Source organism: Micromonospora fluostatini (genome assembly GCF_050410825.1).
Lineage (GTDB): Bacteria > Actinomycetota > Actinomycetes > Mycobacteriales > Micromonosporaceae > Micromonospora > Micromonospora rosaria.
In genome coordinates this window covers 4,943,623-4,959,797 of sequence record NZ_CP191251.1, presented here as the reverse complement: position 1 = coordinate 4,959,797, position 16,175 = coordinate 4,943,623, and the positions used below count along the sequence as shown (strand labels likewise).

Annotated in this window: 10 protein-coding genes; 3 read left to right on the top strand and 7 right to left on the bottom strand. The window is 69.5% G+C overall.

Annotation, left to right across the window (positions count from 1 at the left end):
- Positions 1–243 precede the first annotated feature (243 nt).
- The 7 genes from ACQUFX_RS21805 to ACQUFX_RS21775 all read right to left on the bottom strand — a co-directional run bounded on the left by ACQUFX_RS21805 (position 244) and on the right by ACQUFX_RS21775 (position 13,778).
- Complete coding sequence (locus tag ACQUFX_RS21805) at positions 244–1,506, bottom strand: ATP-binding protein (protein ID WP_428962172.1); 1,263 nt, start codon at positions 1,504–1,506, stop codon at positions 244–246.
- A gap of 821 nt (positions 1,507–2,327) precedes the next feature.
- Positions 2,328–4,862 carry a cation-translocating P-type ATPase gene (locus ACQUFX_RS21800; protein WP_428962171.1) on the bottom strand — a complete coding sequence of 845 codons (2,535 nt, stop codon included), beginning with the start codon at positions 4,860–4,862 and terminating at the stop codon, positions 2,328–2,330.
- Positions 4,863–5,384: 522 nt separating this feature from the next.
- Positions 5,385–7,850 carry a glycoside hydrolase family 65 protein gene (locus ACQUFX_RS21795; protein WP_428962170.1) on the bottom strand — a complete coding sequence of 822 codons (2,466 nt, stop codon included), beginning with the start codon at positions 7,848–7,850 and terminating at the stop codon, positions 5,385–5,387.
- A complete protein-coding gene (locus ACQUFX_RS21790) occupies positions 7,847–10,513 on the bottom strand; it encodes an HAD-IC family P-type ATPase (protein ID WP_428967032.1) in 2,667 nt (888 codons plus the stop codon). The genes ACQUFX_RS21795 and ACQUFX_RS21790 overlap by 4 nt, the downstream gene beginning before the upstream one ends.
- Positions 10,514–10,794: 281 nt before the next feature.
- Positions 10,795–11,808, bottom strand: coding sequence for an SDR family oxidoreductase (locus ACQUFX_RS21785; protein WP_428962169.1), 1,014 nt, complete (start codon positions 11,806–11,808; stop codon positions 10,795–10,797).
- A 713-nt stretch (positions 11,809–12,521) separates the two neighbouring features.
- Positions 12,522–13,490 (bottom strand): hypothetical protein, encoded by a 969-nt coding sequence (locus ACQUFX_RS21780; RefSeq protein ID WP_428962168.1) that lies wholly within the window; start codon positions 13,488–13,490, stop codon positions 12,522–12,524.
- A gap of 36 nt (positions 13,491–13,526) precedes the next feature.
- Positions 13,527–13,778: a hypothetical protein gene (locus ACQUFX_RS21775; protein WP_428962167.1), complete on the bottom strand. Its 252-nt coding sequence runs from the start codon at positions 13,776–13,778 to the stop codon at positions 13,527–13,529.
- 310 nt (positions 13,779–14,088) lie between these two features.
- Here ACQUFX_RS21775 and ACQUFX_RS21770 point away from each other — a divergent pair, with 310 nt between their 5' ends.
- From ACQUFX_RS21770 to ACQUFX_RS21760, 3 genes are all read left to right on the top strand, one after another.
- The gene (locus tag ACQUFX_RS21770) at positions 14,089–14,421 is read left to right on the top strand and encodes an integrase core domain-containing protein (protein WP_428962166.1); all 333 of its coding nucleotides are present in this window, start codon (positions 14,089–14,091) and stop codon (positions 14,419–14,421) included.
- A gap of 59 nt (positions 14,422–14,480) precedes the next feature.
- The gene (locus ACQUFX_RS21765) at positions 14,481–14,876 is read left to right on the top strand and encodes a ChaB family protein (protein WP_428962165.1); all 396 of its coding nucleotides are present in this window, start codon (positions 14,481–14,483) and stop codon (positions 14,874–14,876) included.
- A 219-nt stretch (positions 14,877–15,095) separates the two neighbouring features.
- Positions 15,096–15,611: a DUF421 domain-containing protein gene (locus tag ACQUFX_RS21760; protein ID WP_428962164.1), complete on the top strand. Its 516-nt coding sequence runs from the start codon at positions 15,096–15,098 to the stop codon at positions 15,609–15,611.
- Positions 15,612–16,175: the final 564 nt, after the last annotated feature.

The following is a 16,175-nucleotide window of genomic DNA, read 5'->3' as shown; positions in this document are numbered from 1 at the left end:
CCAGGTGAACGCCCAAGTCGCGAGACTGGGCCCTCGCGCCCTCGTAACTCAGGGGATAGAGCATCGGTTTCCTCACCCGACGCTCCGCCGCTGTCCGTAGGCCGATACTCTGCGGCTCTTCGCTCCTTGGCCTCGTGTGCCGGTCGCTGCGCGGTCCAGTCGCGACCGCTTGCTGAAGGTCAGCAGACCACGCCCTTCGGTCCTCGGCGGCCCTGACGGCTGAGGAGCGACCTGCGGGCGAGGTCAGTCTGCTGTCGGGGCGGGAGTCTGCCACAGGGCACTGACCGGCATGGCGCGGAGGCTGTCGCCGAACGGCAGCGTGGAGGTTCCGGTATAGAGGACGATGCCGGCGACGAAGTCATTGCCGAGGCGCTCGGCGAGCCGGCGTAGCCCGCGGAAGTCGTCGGGTCCGACGGTGGCGGCTGCTTTGACTTCGATCCCGACCACCTGACCAGCTCGGTTCTCGAGCACCGCGTCGACTTCGTACCTGCTCTGGTCGCGGTAGTGGGACAGGTCGACGAACTGCTCGGACCAGGTGAGCTGCCGGGACAGCTCGGACAGGACAAATGATTCGAGCAGCGGACCGAACGGTGCGCCCGGCCGGAGCAGTGCCCGGACGTCGATCGCGATCTCGTTGGCGGCAATGCCCGAGTCGACGAAGATCAGTTTCGGCGCGGCGGTGGCGCGGGTGCCCAGGTTGCGGGACCAGCCGGGGATCCGTTTGATCAGAAAGGTCTCCTCCAGTGCCTGGAGGTAGCGGGCGATCGTCGGCCGGCTCAGTCCGAGGGCGGATTCGAGGGAGTTTGCGGCGATGATGGTCGCGGATCTGGCCGAGAGGAGGCGTACCAGCCGGCGTAGCTCGCCCTTGTGCTGGATGTCGGACAGTTGGCGGACGTCGCGGTCGATGAGCGCCTGGACGTAGGCGTCGAGGAAACGTTGGCGGCGGCGTGGGTCGGTGCGGGTAGTCGCCTCGGGCAGGCCGCCACGCACGATGCGGGCCGCGTAGTCGGCGCGGGTCACGTCCGACTCGTGTCGCAGGTCCGGGCCGAGCGCGAAGACGGCGTCGATGAATCCGTCCGGCGCTGCGTCGAGTTCGCCCTGGGAGAACGGCCAGAGTTCGACGGTTTCCATCCTGCCGGGCAACGCGTCCGGGGCAGCCACCATGCCGAAGAGGCGAGACGAGCCGGTGAGCAGGTACCGGCCAGGACGGGGATCCTCGTCGACCGCAGCCTTGATGGCCAACAGGAGTTCCGGAGCGCGCTGGATCTCGTCGATGACCAGGAGTTCGGAGGAGTCCACGAACCCGACGGGATCGGCGATCGCCGCCGCCCGGTCCTGAGCCCGATCAAGATCGCGGCGCTCGGCTAGACGATCGCCGGCGACGAGGCGGACCAAGGTGCTCTTGCCTGCTTGGCGTGCTCCGCTGATCAAGACGACGCGGGTGTCCGCCAGAGCGGCATTGACCTGCGCGGCGGCGCGGCGGGGGATTAGATGCGTTGTGGTCACGGCGTCATCGTAACCGTCCGCATTTTCGATCTGCGAGGACCTTGGCTTTCGGTTTGCGGCACCAGATGCGTTCGGTGCGCGGTCATTTAATGTTCGATCTGCGGGCCACGTCGGCGAGGCGGTTCGTGGAAGGGGTCCACGGCTACGTCGTGTTGCTACGGGTAGCGGCGAGTTCGGGAAAGGCTTCCTCCCAGCGCTGGCGAAGCCGGGGTGGCAGCCAGAGGGTGGGCCAGCGCCACCGGGCCGGCGAGGAAGAGAGTGTCGAGGGCGGGCGTCGAAGCCTTCCCCGATGAACGGAGCGGTGCCGAGGACGAGCAGCCCTTCGCCGGACTTCGCGGCATCAGCTTCTCCCGGTCACCCATGTCGACCTCGCCGTGAGAGCGAGGGGCTGGCGTTCACCCGCCCCCTGTCGTCAGTCTGTGTCGGCTCCGCCTGAAAAGGTTGAGCCGGCGTTGACAGTCAGACTCCATCCGAACCTCCTTGACGTCCTGAGCAGGCCTCGACGCCCTGTCGGCGGAGCTGGCTGTACAACTCCGCCCGTTCTCCCCCTCGTCGCCTCCAACCCGGGGGTGCTGTCGCGACGCAGGAGACGGCTGTTTCGCACCAGCATCAGGGAGCCCCGGATGGTCGGTCCGGGGCGGCTGCGGGACAATGTGGGCCAGCTCCAACGAGCACGTACGCTCAACCGGTGATCACCGCAACCAACAGCACCCCATCGGCGAGCGACGTGTAGTCGTCGGCCCTCGCGTCCGCCGTTCACCTACCCGGCCTGGCCCGACGAAACCGTGCGAGTGCGAGCCAGACGTTTGCTGACGACTCGATCACACCGCGGAGTCGGAGGTCGGCCTGGCGCGGATGACACGCACGGTCTGGACGAGGACGACCGGGATCGCGGCGAGGGACAGCGCGACGGCCCAGTCGCGGGCGTGGAGAGTCGTGAGGCCGAGCAGGTCCCGCATGGCCGGCACGCCGAGGGCCAGCGATTCGAGTGCGACGGTCAGCGCGAGAGCTCCCCACAGGTAGGGATTCCTGGTGGCGCCGCGGAGGCCGGAGCCGGTATCGGTGCGGGCGTTGAATACTGCGAGTAGTTGCGCGAACGTGAGGGTGACGAACGTCATGGTGCGGGCCTGGTCGAGGTCAAGGTTCATGACCTTGGTGGCGAGCAGGTAGGCGGTGAAGGCGACGGCACCGACGAGTGAGCCGTGGATGAGGATGCGGCGCACGGTACCCGCGCCCAGCACGGGTTCACCCTTGGGGCGCGGCGGTTCGCGCATGGCCTCGTCACTGCTGGGCTCGAGGGCCAGGGCGAACGAGGGGATCACGTCGATGATGAGGTTGTTCCAGAGGATCATGAGCCCGACGAGGGGGGCGTCGAGGCCCAGGGCGAGCGCGGCGGTGACGACGAGTACCACGGAAAGGTGCCAGGAGAACAGGAACTGGCCGAAGCGGCGGACGTTGGCGAAGATGCGCCGGCCTTCTTGAATGGCTCTCTCGATGGTGCTGAAATCATCGGTCGTCAGGACGATGTCGGCGGCTTCGCGGGCGACGTCGGTGCCGGTGCGGCCCATGGCGATGCCGACGTCGGCCTGGCGGAGGGCGGGTGCGTCGTTGACTCCGTCGCCGGTGACGGCGACGATCCCGCCAGCGGCCTGCAAGGCGCGGACGAGGCGTAGCTTCTGCTCCGGCGCAACCCGGGCGAACACGTCGCTGTTCCTGATCTCGTGGGCGAGCGCGTCGTTGTCGAGCCGGTCGAGCTCGGCGCCGGTGACGGCTTTCCCGGCGCGCAGCCCCACCTCGCGGGCGATGGCGGCGGCGGTGCGCGGTTGGTCGCCGGTGATCATGATCACTCGGATACCGGCCCGGTGGCAGGTCGTGACCGCGTCGACCGCTGCTGGGCGGGGAGGGTCGATCATGCCGAGCACGCCGAGCGGGCCGACCGCGCCGAACAGCTCGTCGTCGCTGGCGCTGTCAGCGGGCGGACGGCCGGCACCGATGGCCAGGGTACGCAGTGCCCGGCCGCTCATGTCGTCCACCCGGGCGAGGAGTGCGGCGTGCTGCTGTGGGTCGAGCAGCACCTCTGCGGCACCTTTGGCGTGCACGGCACCGTCGGTGACGACGGCCATGCGCTTGGTGGACGGGTCGAACGGAACCTCGGCGCGACGGGTGTGCTCGGCGCGAAGTGTGCGCCAGTCGAGTCCGCTGGCTTGCGCGCCGAGAAGGAGGGCAAGCTCCGTGGGATCACCGACCGGAGTGCCATCGGGGGCGACGTCCGCGTCGTTGCAGATCACCGCGCTCTCCCACAGCACCCGCTCGTCGACGCCGTCGGCGAGCGCGACCTCCACCACCTGCATCTCGTTGGCGGTGAGGGTGCCGGTCTTGTCCGCGGCGATGACATTGGTGCTGCCGAGGGTCTCCACGGTGGGTAGCCGGCGGACGAGAGCGTGTTCGCGGGCCATGCGGCGCATCCCGACGGTGAGGGTGAGCGTGGCCACGGCGGGCAGGCCCTCGGGGACGACGGCGACGGCCAGAGCGATCGCGACCTCGACGACCTCCTCAACGTCCAGACCGCGTACCAGGCCCAGACCGGCGAGGGCGGCGGCCAGGCCGACGACGACCAGCGAGAGTATTCGGCCCAGCTGTTCCAGGCCGGCCTTCAGCGGCGCCTGCACGGTCTCCGTCGACGCCGCCAGGTCGGCAATACGGCCGACCTCCGTCGCCGGCCCGGTGGCGACCACGACTCCCCGACCACGACCGGCGCGGACCGTGGTGCCGCTGTACAGCATGTTCGTGCGGTCGGCAAGCGGGGTGTCCGGCCGCACCGGGTCGACGTTCTTGACCACGGCCTCGCTCTCGCCGGTGAGGGCGGACTCCTCGACGGTGAGGTCTTCGGCCTCCAGGATGCGTATGTCGGCCGGCGCCTGGTCACCTGCCTCGACCGAAACGAGGTCGCCCGGCACCAGTTCCGCCGCGTCGATCTCCTCGCGGCGGTTCTGACGTTCGACGTCGGCTCGGGCCGCAGTGAGGTGGCGGAGCGCCTCCATCGAGCGCAGGGCCCGCAACTCGGTGACGAAGCCGACGATGGTGTTGACGATGATGACCACCGCGACGGCAGCGGCCTCCACCGTCTCACCGATGACCAGGCCCGCCACGACCGCGGCGGCGAGAAGCACGACCACCACACTGCGGACCTGATCGAGCAGGATTCGCCAGCTTGATCGCTGCGTGGACAGGGCCAGCGCGTTGCGCCCTACCACAGACCGTCGCCGATCGACCTCATCCGAGGCGAGACCGCATTCCGGGTCGACGTCAAGGCGGGCCAGCACCTCGGCGCCCGCGAGCCCATGCGGGACCTCCACGTGCCACCGCCGGGCTCGCCGCTCCCGATGCCGCCCGTGCGGCGTCGACCTGTTCCGTGGTCCCCGGGTGGACGCACTCACCCGATCAGCTCTCCGACCTTCATGACACGGTGCCGCCAGTGTGGCGACACCTGCCCGGATAATGCCCGGCAGGTAGCTGTTCGCCGTCTCGTGGTGACCGTCGTGCCATGGGGAAATGCTGCCGCACCGTTCAACCATGGAACGGGCGTTTCCAGTCGCCGGTCCCGAAGAGGCAGCTGGGGCCGATCTTCCAGCCTCGGCCGGTGCAGCGGCACCTTGTGGCCAGATGAAGGCGTGGACCCTCCCCAGAACCCGCCAGCCCGCCCCCCGGGTGGGCTGGCGCACCGCGCGGTCCGCTCCTGCGCAGCCGTCGGCACCGGCGACGACCGGGGCGTGATCGGTGCCGATCGGCGTTCAGTCGCGGTGCGGCACCGGGATCCCGGTCGTGGCGTCCGCCCCGGCCGTCGCGGTGGTGGGCGCGCGGGGGTGGACCACGATCACCTACGGGCGTGGCTGCCGGGTCGCGAGCTCCTGGCGCACGTAGCCTTCGCCGGTGAGCGGGTACGCCTGGCCGTTGATGATGACGGTCACGGGCGGGGCGGCGGTGGGGAGCGCGCGCACAGACACGACGTGGTGGCTGCAGTGGATGCGCAGCCAGTGTCCCCGGTAGCGCAGGTCGAAGTCGAGGTGGGTGAGGGTGTCCGGTAGCTGTGGGTGGAGGTGGAGTGCGTCGTCGCGGGTTTCCAGGCCGGTGTAGCAGCGCTGGAGGATGTCGGCGGTGCCAGCCATCGCGCCGAGGTGGATGCCCTGACGGGTGGTGCCGTCCGGGGTGTCGGAGAGGTCGGTGGTGAGTGCGTCACGGAGGAGATGCCAGGACTGGGAGCGGGCGGAGCGGGCGAGGACCCAGGAGTGCACCACCCGGCTGAGGGTCGACCCGTGGGTGGTCCGGGTGAGGTAGTGGTGGACGGTGGCCGGGATGGTCGCGGGGTCGAAGTCGTAGCCGAGTCTTTGCAGAAGCGCGGTGACTTCTTCCGCGCTGAGCAGGTAGAAGAGCATCAGGACGTCCGCCTGCTTCGACGTCTGGTAGCGGTTGGTGTGGTCGCCCTCGGCCTCCAGGATGAGGTCGAGGCGGCCGACGTCGCCGTACCGGTCGCGATAGGCGTCAAGGTCCAGTTCGTCGAGGTCGGCGAAGCCCTCGAACTGGCTGATCAGGCCGTTGGGCAGGAACGGGACGTACAGGCGCCGGCTGAGGTCGTCCCAGCGGGCGACCTCTGAGTCCTCGACCCCCAGGCGCCGCCACAGGTCGTCGGTGTGGTGCCCACCGAGGATGCGGTAGGCGTCGGCCGCCCGGGTGAGCGTCCAGGCGGTCATGACGTTGACGTAGGCGTTGTCGTCGATACCTGACCCCGGGCGGTCGGGATAGCCGTCGTGGAACTCGTCCGGGCCCATCACTGCCCGGATGTGGTAGCGGTCGTCCCGAGGGTCGTAGTCGACGATGGCTGCCCAGAACCGGGCGATCTCCACGAGAAGTTCGGCACCGTAGGTGGCGAGGAAGTCGATGTCGTCGGTGACCTGGTGGTACTGCCAGACGTTGTAGGCCACGGCAAGGTTGACGTGGTGTTGCCGACGGGAGTTGTCGGGCATCCATCGCTGTGAGAGTGGGTTGTGGAACCACTCAGGTGTCTCCTCACGGCCGTCACTGCCGCTCTGCCACGGAAACAGGGCACCGGCCAGACCGTGCGCGCGGGCGAGTCTGCGGGCCTGGGGCAACCGGCGGTGCCGATAGAGGAGCAGGGCCCGGGTCAGCTCGGGGGTACGCAAATTGAGCAGTGGAAAGACGAACAACTCGTCCCAGAAGACGTGTCCCCGGTAGCCTTCGCCATGCCATCCGCGGGCGGGCACGCCCGCGTCGGCGTCCGCGGTGTACCCGGACAGGGTCTGCGCGACGTGGAACAGGTGCACGTTGAGGGCCCGCTGTTCCCGGAGCAGGTCGTGGCCGCCGATGCGGAGGTGGAAGCGCCGCCAGAGCTGTTCCCACGCCAGGAGGTGCGCGTCCCGTAGGGCGGGGAACGACGGCGCGGTGGTGATCTCGCCCAACGCGGCGTCCAGCGGTTCGGAGATGGCCCGGTCCTGGGACGAGTACACGGCCACGATCTTGTCGACCACGACCGGCGTTCCCGCGGTCATGGTCAGGTGGATCTCGTGCCCGACGTATCCGGAGTCGCTGAGCTGTCGGTAGGTGACCGGCTCGTCACGCTGGTGGAGCACGGTACGGGCGGCCTGGGCAATCCGGACGTGGGATTGCGTGGTCCGTACGGTCAACCAGCAGGTGTCCCCCTGGTACCCGGTGGCACAACCCGTCAGGTGGTGCCGGGCGAACGCGCCGTACTCGGCGACGTTGTCGTTGGTGACGCGGGCGTCCAGAAGGCTACGGACGTGCAGCGCTCCGGACCAGTCCAGGGCGGTGATGGTCGTTCGGAGACAGGCCACGTGCGGACGATCCATCGACACGATCCGCTCCTGGACGATGCGCGTGCGCCGACCATGAGGGTCCCGGACCGTGATGTCCCGCTGTTCCGTGCCCTGTCGCAGGTTGAGCGCCACGTGGTGGTGCGCGACGTGGAACACCGCGCGGGAGAACCAGGGCCCGTCCGGGTGGCGGAACGTCAACGGCAACCAGTTGGGCACGTTGACCAGGCTCTCGTCGACCCGGCGACGGCCGTCGACGTCGGAGGTCAGCCGGTTGTAGAGCCCGGCGAGGTAGGTGGCGGGATAGTGCACGCCGTCGGCGGTGGACTCGGTCGCCGCGCCGCGGGTCACCTGATAGCCGTTGCCCAGCGCCAGCAACGCCTCCCGAGTGCCCTCATCGGCGGCGTCGAAGCCCTCGTAGCGCAGCAGCCACTCGTCCTCGGGCAGGCGGCACAGGCCACATGGATGTTCAGCCCTCGTCGGCTCCCGCGAGGTCACAACAGGTGCCTTCGTAGTCGCTTGTCGACCGCGACCACGGCGGCGGCTGCGGCCCCTACCGCGAGGATGCGCAGCCAGACATCGCCGCCGACGGGCGCGGTGTCGAAGACGCGGTTCATGACCGGCAGGTAGGTGATGGCGCACTGGGCGACGGCCTGGAGCGCCACGCCGGCCAGAAGCCACCGGTTGGAGAAGAGACCGACGTGCCAGACCGAGTGGACCAGGGAACGGCAGCTGAACAGATAGAACGTCTCCACCACGACGAAGAGGTTGAGTGCCGCGGTTCGTGCCTCGGCCACACCGGCGCCGCGGTCCTGTTCCCACTGGAACAGCCACCAGGTGCCGGCAACGAGCAGCCCAGCCACCAGCCCGATCCGGACCACGAGAGCGCCGGTCAGCAGCGGTCGACGGGGATCGCGGGGCGGTCGTCGCATGATGCCGGCCTCCTTCGGCTCGAAGGCGAGCATCAGGCCGAGCAGGACAGCGGTGGTCATGTTGATCCACAGGATCTGCGTCGGTAACAGCGGCAGGGTGGCACCGAGGACGACGGCCACGAAGATGACCAGCCCTTCACCGAGGTTCGTCGGCAGCGTCCAGACGATGAACTTGGTGAGGTTGTCGAACACCCCGCGGCCCTCCTCGACCGCGGCCTCGATGGTGGCGAAGTCATCGTCGGTGAGCACCATGTCGGCGGCCTCCTTGGCCACCTCGGTCCCACTGCGCGCCATGGCTATCCCGATGTCCGCCTGGCGCAGGGCCGGGGCGTCATTGACCCCGTCACCGGTCACCGCGACCACGTGGCCTCGCTGCTGAAGTGTCTCGACCAAACGCAGCTTCTGCTCCGGTGACACCCGGGCGAACACCGCAGCGCGGTCCACCGCCTCCGGAGACCGCTCGGCGGGCAGTGCTTCCAGATCCCTTCCGGTGAGCACCTGCCCTTCGTGATCGTCGCCGAGTACGGCGAGGTGGGCGGCGATGGCGGTCGCCGTCGCCGCGTGATCCCCGGTGATCATCTTCACGCCGATCCCGGCGGTGTGACAGGCGCGCACAGCAGGCGCGGCGGCGCTCCTCGGCGGGTCCAGCATGGCCTGCAGGCCGGTCAGGGTCAGGGTGCCGGGCAGATCCTGTTCACCGAAGCCGGCGGAGCCGTCACCCGGACGGACGGCCGTCGCGAGCACCCGAAGCCCGCGGCCGGCCAGCTCTTCCGCCGAGCGGAGGGCCGCCCCGGCGTCCAACGGGCGGCTGTCCCCGTCAGCGCCCATCTCGGTCCGACACATCGACACGACCCGCTCCACGCTGCCCTTGACCAGCACGACCTCGCGTCCGGAGTCGCGGTCGCCGTGCAGGGTGGCCATGTACTGCCGCTCAGAGCTGAAGGGGATGGTGGCGGTACGCGGACAGCCGCCTTCGAACCGTTCACGGTCGATGCCGCCCTTCCCCGCGACCACCAGCATCGCGCCCTCGGTCGGGTCGCCGGCAAGGATCCACGCACCGTCCTCCTCGCGTATCCGAGCGTCGTTGCAGCCCGCACCCGCGAGCAGAGACCAGTGCAGTGCCGTACTGGTGGCCTCGCTGGCCGGGGCGCCCGATGCGTCACGGATCTCCCCCTCGGGCCGGTAGCCCGAACCGGTGACGGTGAACTCACCGTCGGGCGTCCACACCGCTCGCACCGTCATCTGGTTCTCGGTCAAGGTGCCCGTCTTGTCGGAGCAGATGACCGTGGTGCTACCCAACGTCTCGATCGCCGGCAGGCGACGGATCACCGCCCGCCGCCGCGCCATCCGGGTCACCCCGATGGCCAACGTGATGGTGACGGCCGCCGGAAGCCCTTCGGGGATCGCCCCCACCGCCAGAGCGATGGCCGCGGTGAAGGTCTCAGCGGCATCCTGGCCACGCAGCACACCCACACCGAAGGTCACCGCCGCCAGGACGAGGATGGCCACCGTCAGCACCTTGCTGAACCGGGCCAGCTTGCGGGTCAGCGGGGTGGCCAGGGTCTCGGCTGCACCCACCAGCCGGTGGATCTGCCCCAACTCCGTCCCGGCGCCGGTGGCGACCGCGACGCCGGCACCACTGCCCGCCGTCACCAGGGTGCCCGAGTAGACCATGTTGCGCCGGTCCGCCACCTCGGTGACGTGCGGCAGCTCCGCCTCGTCCTTCGTCACCGGAACCGACTCACCGGTGAGCGCCGACTCGTCCACCCGCAACTCGGCCAGGCGAACCAGGCGCAGATCGACCGGCACCTTGTCGCCCGCCTCCAGCACGACCAGATCGCCGGGAACAAGTTCGTCCGAGGAGATCATCAGCTCCTGCCCGTCGCGCACCACCCGCGCCTCGGTGCGCACCATCGACCGCAGGCTGTCCAACGCGCCCTCCGCCCTGGACTCCTGCACATACCCGATCGCCGCGTTGACCAGCACGACGCCGAGGATCACCGCCGAGTCGACGTACTCGTCGAGGACCGCCGTGATCACCGCAGCCGCGACCAGCACGTAGATGAGCGGATGGTGGAACTGTCGCAGCACCCGCCGCAGGACACCACCGCCACCGGCGGCAGAAAGCACATTGCGTCCGTACCGCTCCAGGCGACGCGCGGCCTCCTCCCGGCTCAAACCACCGCGCGGATCCGTCCCCAGCAGGAGCACCACCTCGTGGCAGGACATGGCGTGGTGCCCGTCCCCGCGGGGTGACTCAGCCGGCTCTCCAGACCTCACCAGCACCTCACCCTCGAAGAACGGACCCACGCCGCCGCCTCGACGCCGGGGCACCCTGACCCGCAGAGGCTGCGGCCGGAGCGGCTGATGAAATCTTCAGCCAAGCCGACGGCGACCGACCGGCAAACACCTCAAAAAGGAGGGGAGAGCCAGACACCATCGACGTGCGGCGATCCGCAGCGGCGCGGTCGGCGATCCTGGGAGACCGGCGGTGGCCAAGCTTGGTTCGGCTACTTTCGGCGCCAGACAAGAACGCCGGCTGCCGTGCCGAGCAGGCCGACCGCAGACGCCACCCGGTGCCGGGACAGCCATGCCTGCGGGCTGCGGCCGTGCGCCCGCGAGGAGAAGACACCCCGCGCGCCGTAGTCGTGCCCTCTTGGCCCGTCGAGCGGGTACCAGAGGTTGTTCGGCCGGTTGTGGTCCGCAGGGCGACCCGTCTGCTGCGACTTGTAGCCGGTGCGGGCCAGATACCGGTCGAGCAGCCCCGGTGCGACGCGGTTGCCGAGAATCGTCAGCGCGGTGGACGTGCCGACCCAGTACTCGCGCCTGTGCGGCTGGTCCGCGGCTCCAACGACGGCGCGGGCGGCTACCTCCGGCTCGTAGATCGGCGGTACCGGCTCGGCGTGCCGCGGCAGCCGGGACAACAGCCAATCGAACTGCGGCGTGTTCACCGCCGGCAGGTGCACCATCGTCACCTTGACCTTGCTGCGCTCGTGGAGCAGCTCGCACCGCAGCGATTCGGTGAACCCGACGATGGCGTGCTTCGCCCCGCAGTAAGCCGCCTGCAGCGGAATGCCCCGGTACGCCAGCGCGGAGCCGACTTGTACAATGGTACCCCGATCGCGGGGCGTCATGTGGGACAACGCGACGCGGGTGCCGTGCACGTAGCCCAGGTAGGTAACCTCCGTGGCGCGGCGGAACTCCTCCGGCCGGACCTGCTGGAACGGCGCGAAGACGGAACTGAACGCACTGTTGATCCACAGTTCGATGGGGCCCAGCTGATCCTCGATGCGTCGCCCGGCGTCGATGACCTGGTCATGGTCGGCCATGTCCACCTCGATCGGCAGGGCCCGGCTGCCGGCGGCCCGCACCTCCTCGGCGGCGGCGTGGAGCCCGAGGCGTCCGCGGGCCAGCAGCGCGATGGCGATCCTACGTCGGGCCAGAAGCCGCACGGTGGCCCGGCCCACTCCCGCGCTGGCACCGGTGACCACCGCCACCTGGATGTCCTGCTGCCGTCTACCCATGTCGCTCCCGTCGTCAACCTCTGCCCCCGCACTACGCCGTCTGCGGCCTGCGCAGTCACCCGAACTCGCCCCGGATACCCGCGGTACAAGCCCCAAACAACCTCGTGTGCTGGATCGTCAGACCGGCAGGGGCGGTTGATGGCGCCACGGACGTCAACGAGAGAGAAGAGAGGGGCGCAGCGGCCTCCAGCCACCCGGGCGCCGGACCGCGCCGGCAGTGCGACGCGATGACCCACTGCTCGCCGTTGAACACCGTGACGCGCGGCATCGGTCTCCGGACCCGGGTGCCCTTGGTTCGGGCGGCTCCGACCGTATCCACGATCGAGCTCTCACCGCCCGCTTGATCTCCGACACGCGGGCCCGGTCGATTGCCTCACGCGCCTTGTCGCTTGTTCCCGGATTCTGCTTCCTTTCGGCCATCCATTCAATTGCACACGGTTCCGGCGACCAGCCCGAAATCTCGTGTCACGTCCGTGTAGGTACGCCGATCCTCGATCACAGCCCTACCGCTTCGACCCGCAGTCCAGGTGACTACCTCGCTGATGGGGCAGGGGGCCCACGGCCTGATTGAAGCCGAGGGTTGGAATGCCCATCGCCCGGGTTCGAATCTCCCGTCCACGCGGATCGGCCCTGCGGCCGGGAGACACGCAGCGAGGGGTTTCCAGCCGGCAGGCCGGAAACCCCTCGCGGTGACCTACTTCAGAGGGCTGACGTCACGCACTAGGTGACATGCGGCGCCGCCGCAGAATCAGCGAGATGGTGCCGCCGAGGGTTACCATCGCGGTGCCGATGCCGAACAGCCACCACAGCCCGGTGGCGTCCGCGCCGGTCACGGGAAGGATCGGGGTGGGGCTGGCCGTCGGCGGTTGGGTCGGGTCATCCGTGGGCGGCGCGGTCGGCTGGGTCGGCGAAGGCGTGGGCTGCGTCGGCGTCGGCGTCGGCGTAGGCGTCGGGCCGAGCGGACGCTCGCAGCGCGCCTCGGCGAGGATGACGGTGCCGACGGGGATGTCCAGCAGTGGCCCGCCGACGACGGAGCCTGTCAACCGTAGGGTCGCCTGCACAGCGATGGCGACAGCACCGTCTTCAGTCACGGTTTCGACGTTGGTGAGCGTGGCGTTCAGCGCGGCGCCGGTGAGGCCCGGGACCGTGACCGCTGCGCTGGCAGTGACGCCGGGGGAGTTCGGCACCAGGGTTACCGGCTCGCCGAACAGTTCGAGCCCTGTAAAGGTGGTGTCCGCTGTTTGTGCGCCGGTCTGTGGGCAGTTGACCGCCGCGGTGATTACCTCGGCGTCGATGACGGGTGTGCCGAGGATGGCCAGGGTCAGGTCGGCGATCTCGGCGTTGGCCGATGAAGCCGTCTCGCCCCGGGTGGCACTCACCTCGACCACCGTGCCCGTGGCCGTCACGCCTAGGGCGCCCGGGATGGTGATCGCCAGAGCGGTGTCGGTGTCCGTGCCGCCGCCGGCCGGTGCGGTCGCGCTGCCTATGACCACGTCGGCCGTGATGACCGGAATGCCGGCCACGGCTGCGGACAGGTCGATCACGACGCCGCGGGCGCTGGCGTCGCCGGGCGCGGCGAGCGCCGGGGCCGCACTGGAAAGTGCTACGGCACCGACGGCGATCGCCATCGCTCCGGTGGCGGAGATTCGCCGGGTTAGTCTCACGTTCTCGCCTCTGCTCATTCAGCCCTTCTCGACCATCGAGAAGGCAAACCGACTTTATAGACCAAAAACCACAGAGGCGGGCAATTGGTGCAATGCGTGACCTGCTCGCATCAGGGCCGTCCCGGCGACCCAGTCGCAGTCGAACACTCTGCTGTCGAGGATCACGTGCGACCAGCCGTCGGCGGCGGCCCGACGCAGCGCGGTATGCAGGTCGGTCGCCTGGGCGGCGAGGACCGTGACGCCCTCGTCGCGGTAGCGGTAGGCGGTCGCCCGGGAGATGCCGAATCCGGCGGCCAGGAGGGTCATGTCCTCACCCTTGCCGAAACCAGATCAGCACCATCAGGGCCTGGTAGAAGCAGGTCAACGCCCGGGTGCCCTGAACGGGTGCCGCAGGCCCGGGAACTGCTCTCCGAGAGCGCGGACACCGCGGCGATGTCGAGCCCGTCCTCGCCGAGGCGCAGGCGGCGCTGACCCCGTTGTGGGGTATCGCGCCGGCTTGCCGGCTGACCGGCGTCTCCCGGGCCACGCTGTATCGCCGCCATGCTCCACCGCTGGTAACCGGCCTCGGGCACCGCGCAAGCCGCCGCCGGCACTGTCGCAAGCCGAACGTGAGCAGGTGCTGCAGCTGCTGGACCGGCCCGAATTCGCCGATCTGGCGCCCGCGCAGGTGTGGGCCCGGGAGCTCGACCGGGAACGCGTGAACCCGGACCAGCTGATCGTGCACGCCGACCGCGGCGCGGCGATGACCAGCAAGACCGTCACCCAACTGCTGACCGATCTGAGGATCAGCCGCAGTCACAGCCGGCTTAAGACCTCCAACGACAACCCGTACATCGAGGCCAGCTCCAAGACGCTCAAGTACGACCCAACGTTCCCGGACCGGTTCGGGTCGATCCAGCACGCCCGCCAGCACTGCGAGGCGTTCTACACCTACTACGCGAGCGCGTGATTGGTGCGGCGACCGTGCGGGCACGTCATCGGCAGGAGCCGACGGGATGGAGAGCGGTGATGCCGGCAGGCAGGGACGTGCCCGGCACCCTACAGCGATCACCGAAGAAGGCACAGGACGCCTACGCCAAGGCGCACGACTCGGCAGTCGACTCGTACGGCGAGAGTGAGCGCGCCCACCGGACGGCGTTCGCGGCCGTCGAGCACTCCTTCGACAAGGTGGGCGACCACCGGGAGGCCAAGGGCAGGGAGGGACCGAGCGACAGGATGGCCGCCAGCGGCCGCAGGTCCGGCAGGACCGCCGGTGAGGTCGACGCCACTGCCAGCAAGGAACACCTGATGGACCTGGCGAGTAAGCTCGACATCCGTGGCCGGTCACGAATGAACAAGGCCGACCTCGTCAAGGCCATCCGCGAGGCCAACAGCGGCAGCACCCGCGAGGCCCGCGGCAGGTAGTCGCAACCGAGATGGCGTCCGCGAGGACGCCGCCGTCGGTGGACACAGGCACGGCCGGAGCCGCAGGGCCGGTGACCTCCCTGCCGGCGGCGTCCCGTCGTTCCCGGATGATCCGCAGCTGTAGGGACTCATGTCGCAGCGGTGACGTGTGCTCGGTCGGACGGCCCGTTCGGTTGGCAGCCGTTGCTTAGGGACGCGGCCCGTGGGTACGGGTCGGTGATGGTGTGGAAGAATCCGGGCGATCTGCTGCGCGTGTTGGTCGTCGCCGCGCTCGTCTACCCGGCGCTCGTGATGATCCTGCGGGTCTCGGGGAAGCGGACGCTGTCCAAGCTCAACGCGTTCGACCTCGTTGTCACCGTGGCGCTGGGCTCGACGTTGGCGACGATCCTGCTGTCCCGCGACGTCTCCCTGGTGGAGGGAATCCTCGCGCTTGCGCTGCTGGTGGCGCTGCAGTACGTCGTCGCTCTGCTCGCTGTGCGCTGGCCACTGTCACAGCGGCTGCTCAAGGCCCGGCCGACCATGCTGCTGCGCGACGGACACCTGCGCGAGCAGACCATGCGCCGTGCACGGGTTACGGAAAGTGAGATGCGGCAGGCCGCCCGCAGCCAGGGGGCCGGCGACCTTGCCGACCTCGCGGCCGTGGTGCTGGAGACCGACGGAAGTCTCAGCGTGATTCCACGCAGCCAACTCGGTGACGGCAGCAGCCTGTCAGACGTCCGCGACGATGAGCGGTAGCTGCCCGACGTCACACCGGCCCCGCCCACGTCGGCCGTCCCTCGTGGGACGGCCCAGCGTGGGCGGTCGTGCTGTCAATGGGCTGTCGCGTCCGGATCGGGGCGGCTCGCCGCGAACCACCGGCGGGCGGCCCCGCTCTTCCACAGGCTCTCGCCGTGAGTGTCAACACCACACTACGTCTTGTCGCCTTCGGCGCTCGATTCCCGAAGGTGGGAGTTGCTGCCGTCGGCACCCGTACGTCCGGTCGGTCGCCGAGGGCTCGGATGGCGGTGACGGCGGCGAGGCCGTCGGCCAGGAATGCCAGGTCGCTGCCGGGCAAACTGGCGGGTGCCTGGTTCCTCGATGGCCGTGCGCACGTAGCCGTGGACGCTCTCGGCAACGGGCGTCTGTACCTGGCCGGACGGCGCGAGGGTCGCCTGGCACAGCCCGGCCACATCATTGGCCGGCATGTCGGCCACGTTGAGGTTGGGCACCGTGCCCGGCTGCGCGTCGAGCAGCCACGGCAGCCGGCGCGATCGTCAGAGTGGTCGGCTTCGGCAACATCAGCCTCGCCACCTCCACCTG

Excerpts from the sequence above, each read along its gene's own strand:
- ACQUFX_RS21785 (WP_428962169.1), bottom strand. The coding sequence starts at position 11,808 with ATGGGTAGACGGCAGCAGGACATCCAGGTGGCGGTGGTCACCGGTGCC.
- ACQUFX_RS21760 (WP_428962164.1), top strand. The coding sequence starts at position 15,096 with ATGGTGTGGAAGAATCCGGGCGATCTGCTGCGCGTGTTGGTCGTCGCC.
- ACQUFX_RS21790 (WP_428967032.1), bottom strand. The coding sequence starts at position 10,513 with ATGTCCTGCCACGAGGTGGTGCTCCTGCTGGGGACGGATCCGCGCGGT.
- ACQUFX_RS21780 (WP_428962168.1), bottom strand. The coding sequence starts at position 13,490 with ATGAGCAGAGGCGAGAACGTGAGACTAACCCGGCGAATCTCCGCCACC.
- ACQUFX_RS21765 (WP_428962165.1), top strand. The coding sequence starts at position 14,481 with ATGCCGGCAGGCAGGGACGTGCCCGGCACCCTACAGCGATCACCGAAG.
- ACQUFX_RS21775 (WP_428962167.1), bottom strand. The coding sequence starts at position 13,778 with ATGACCCTCCTGGCCGCCGGATTCGGCATCTCCCGGGCGACCGCCTAC.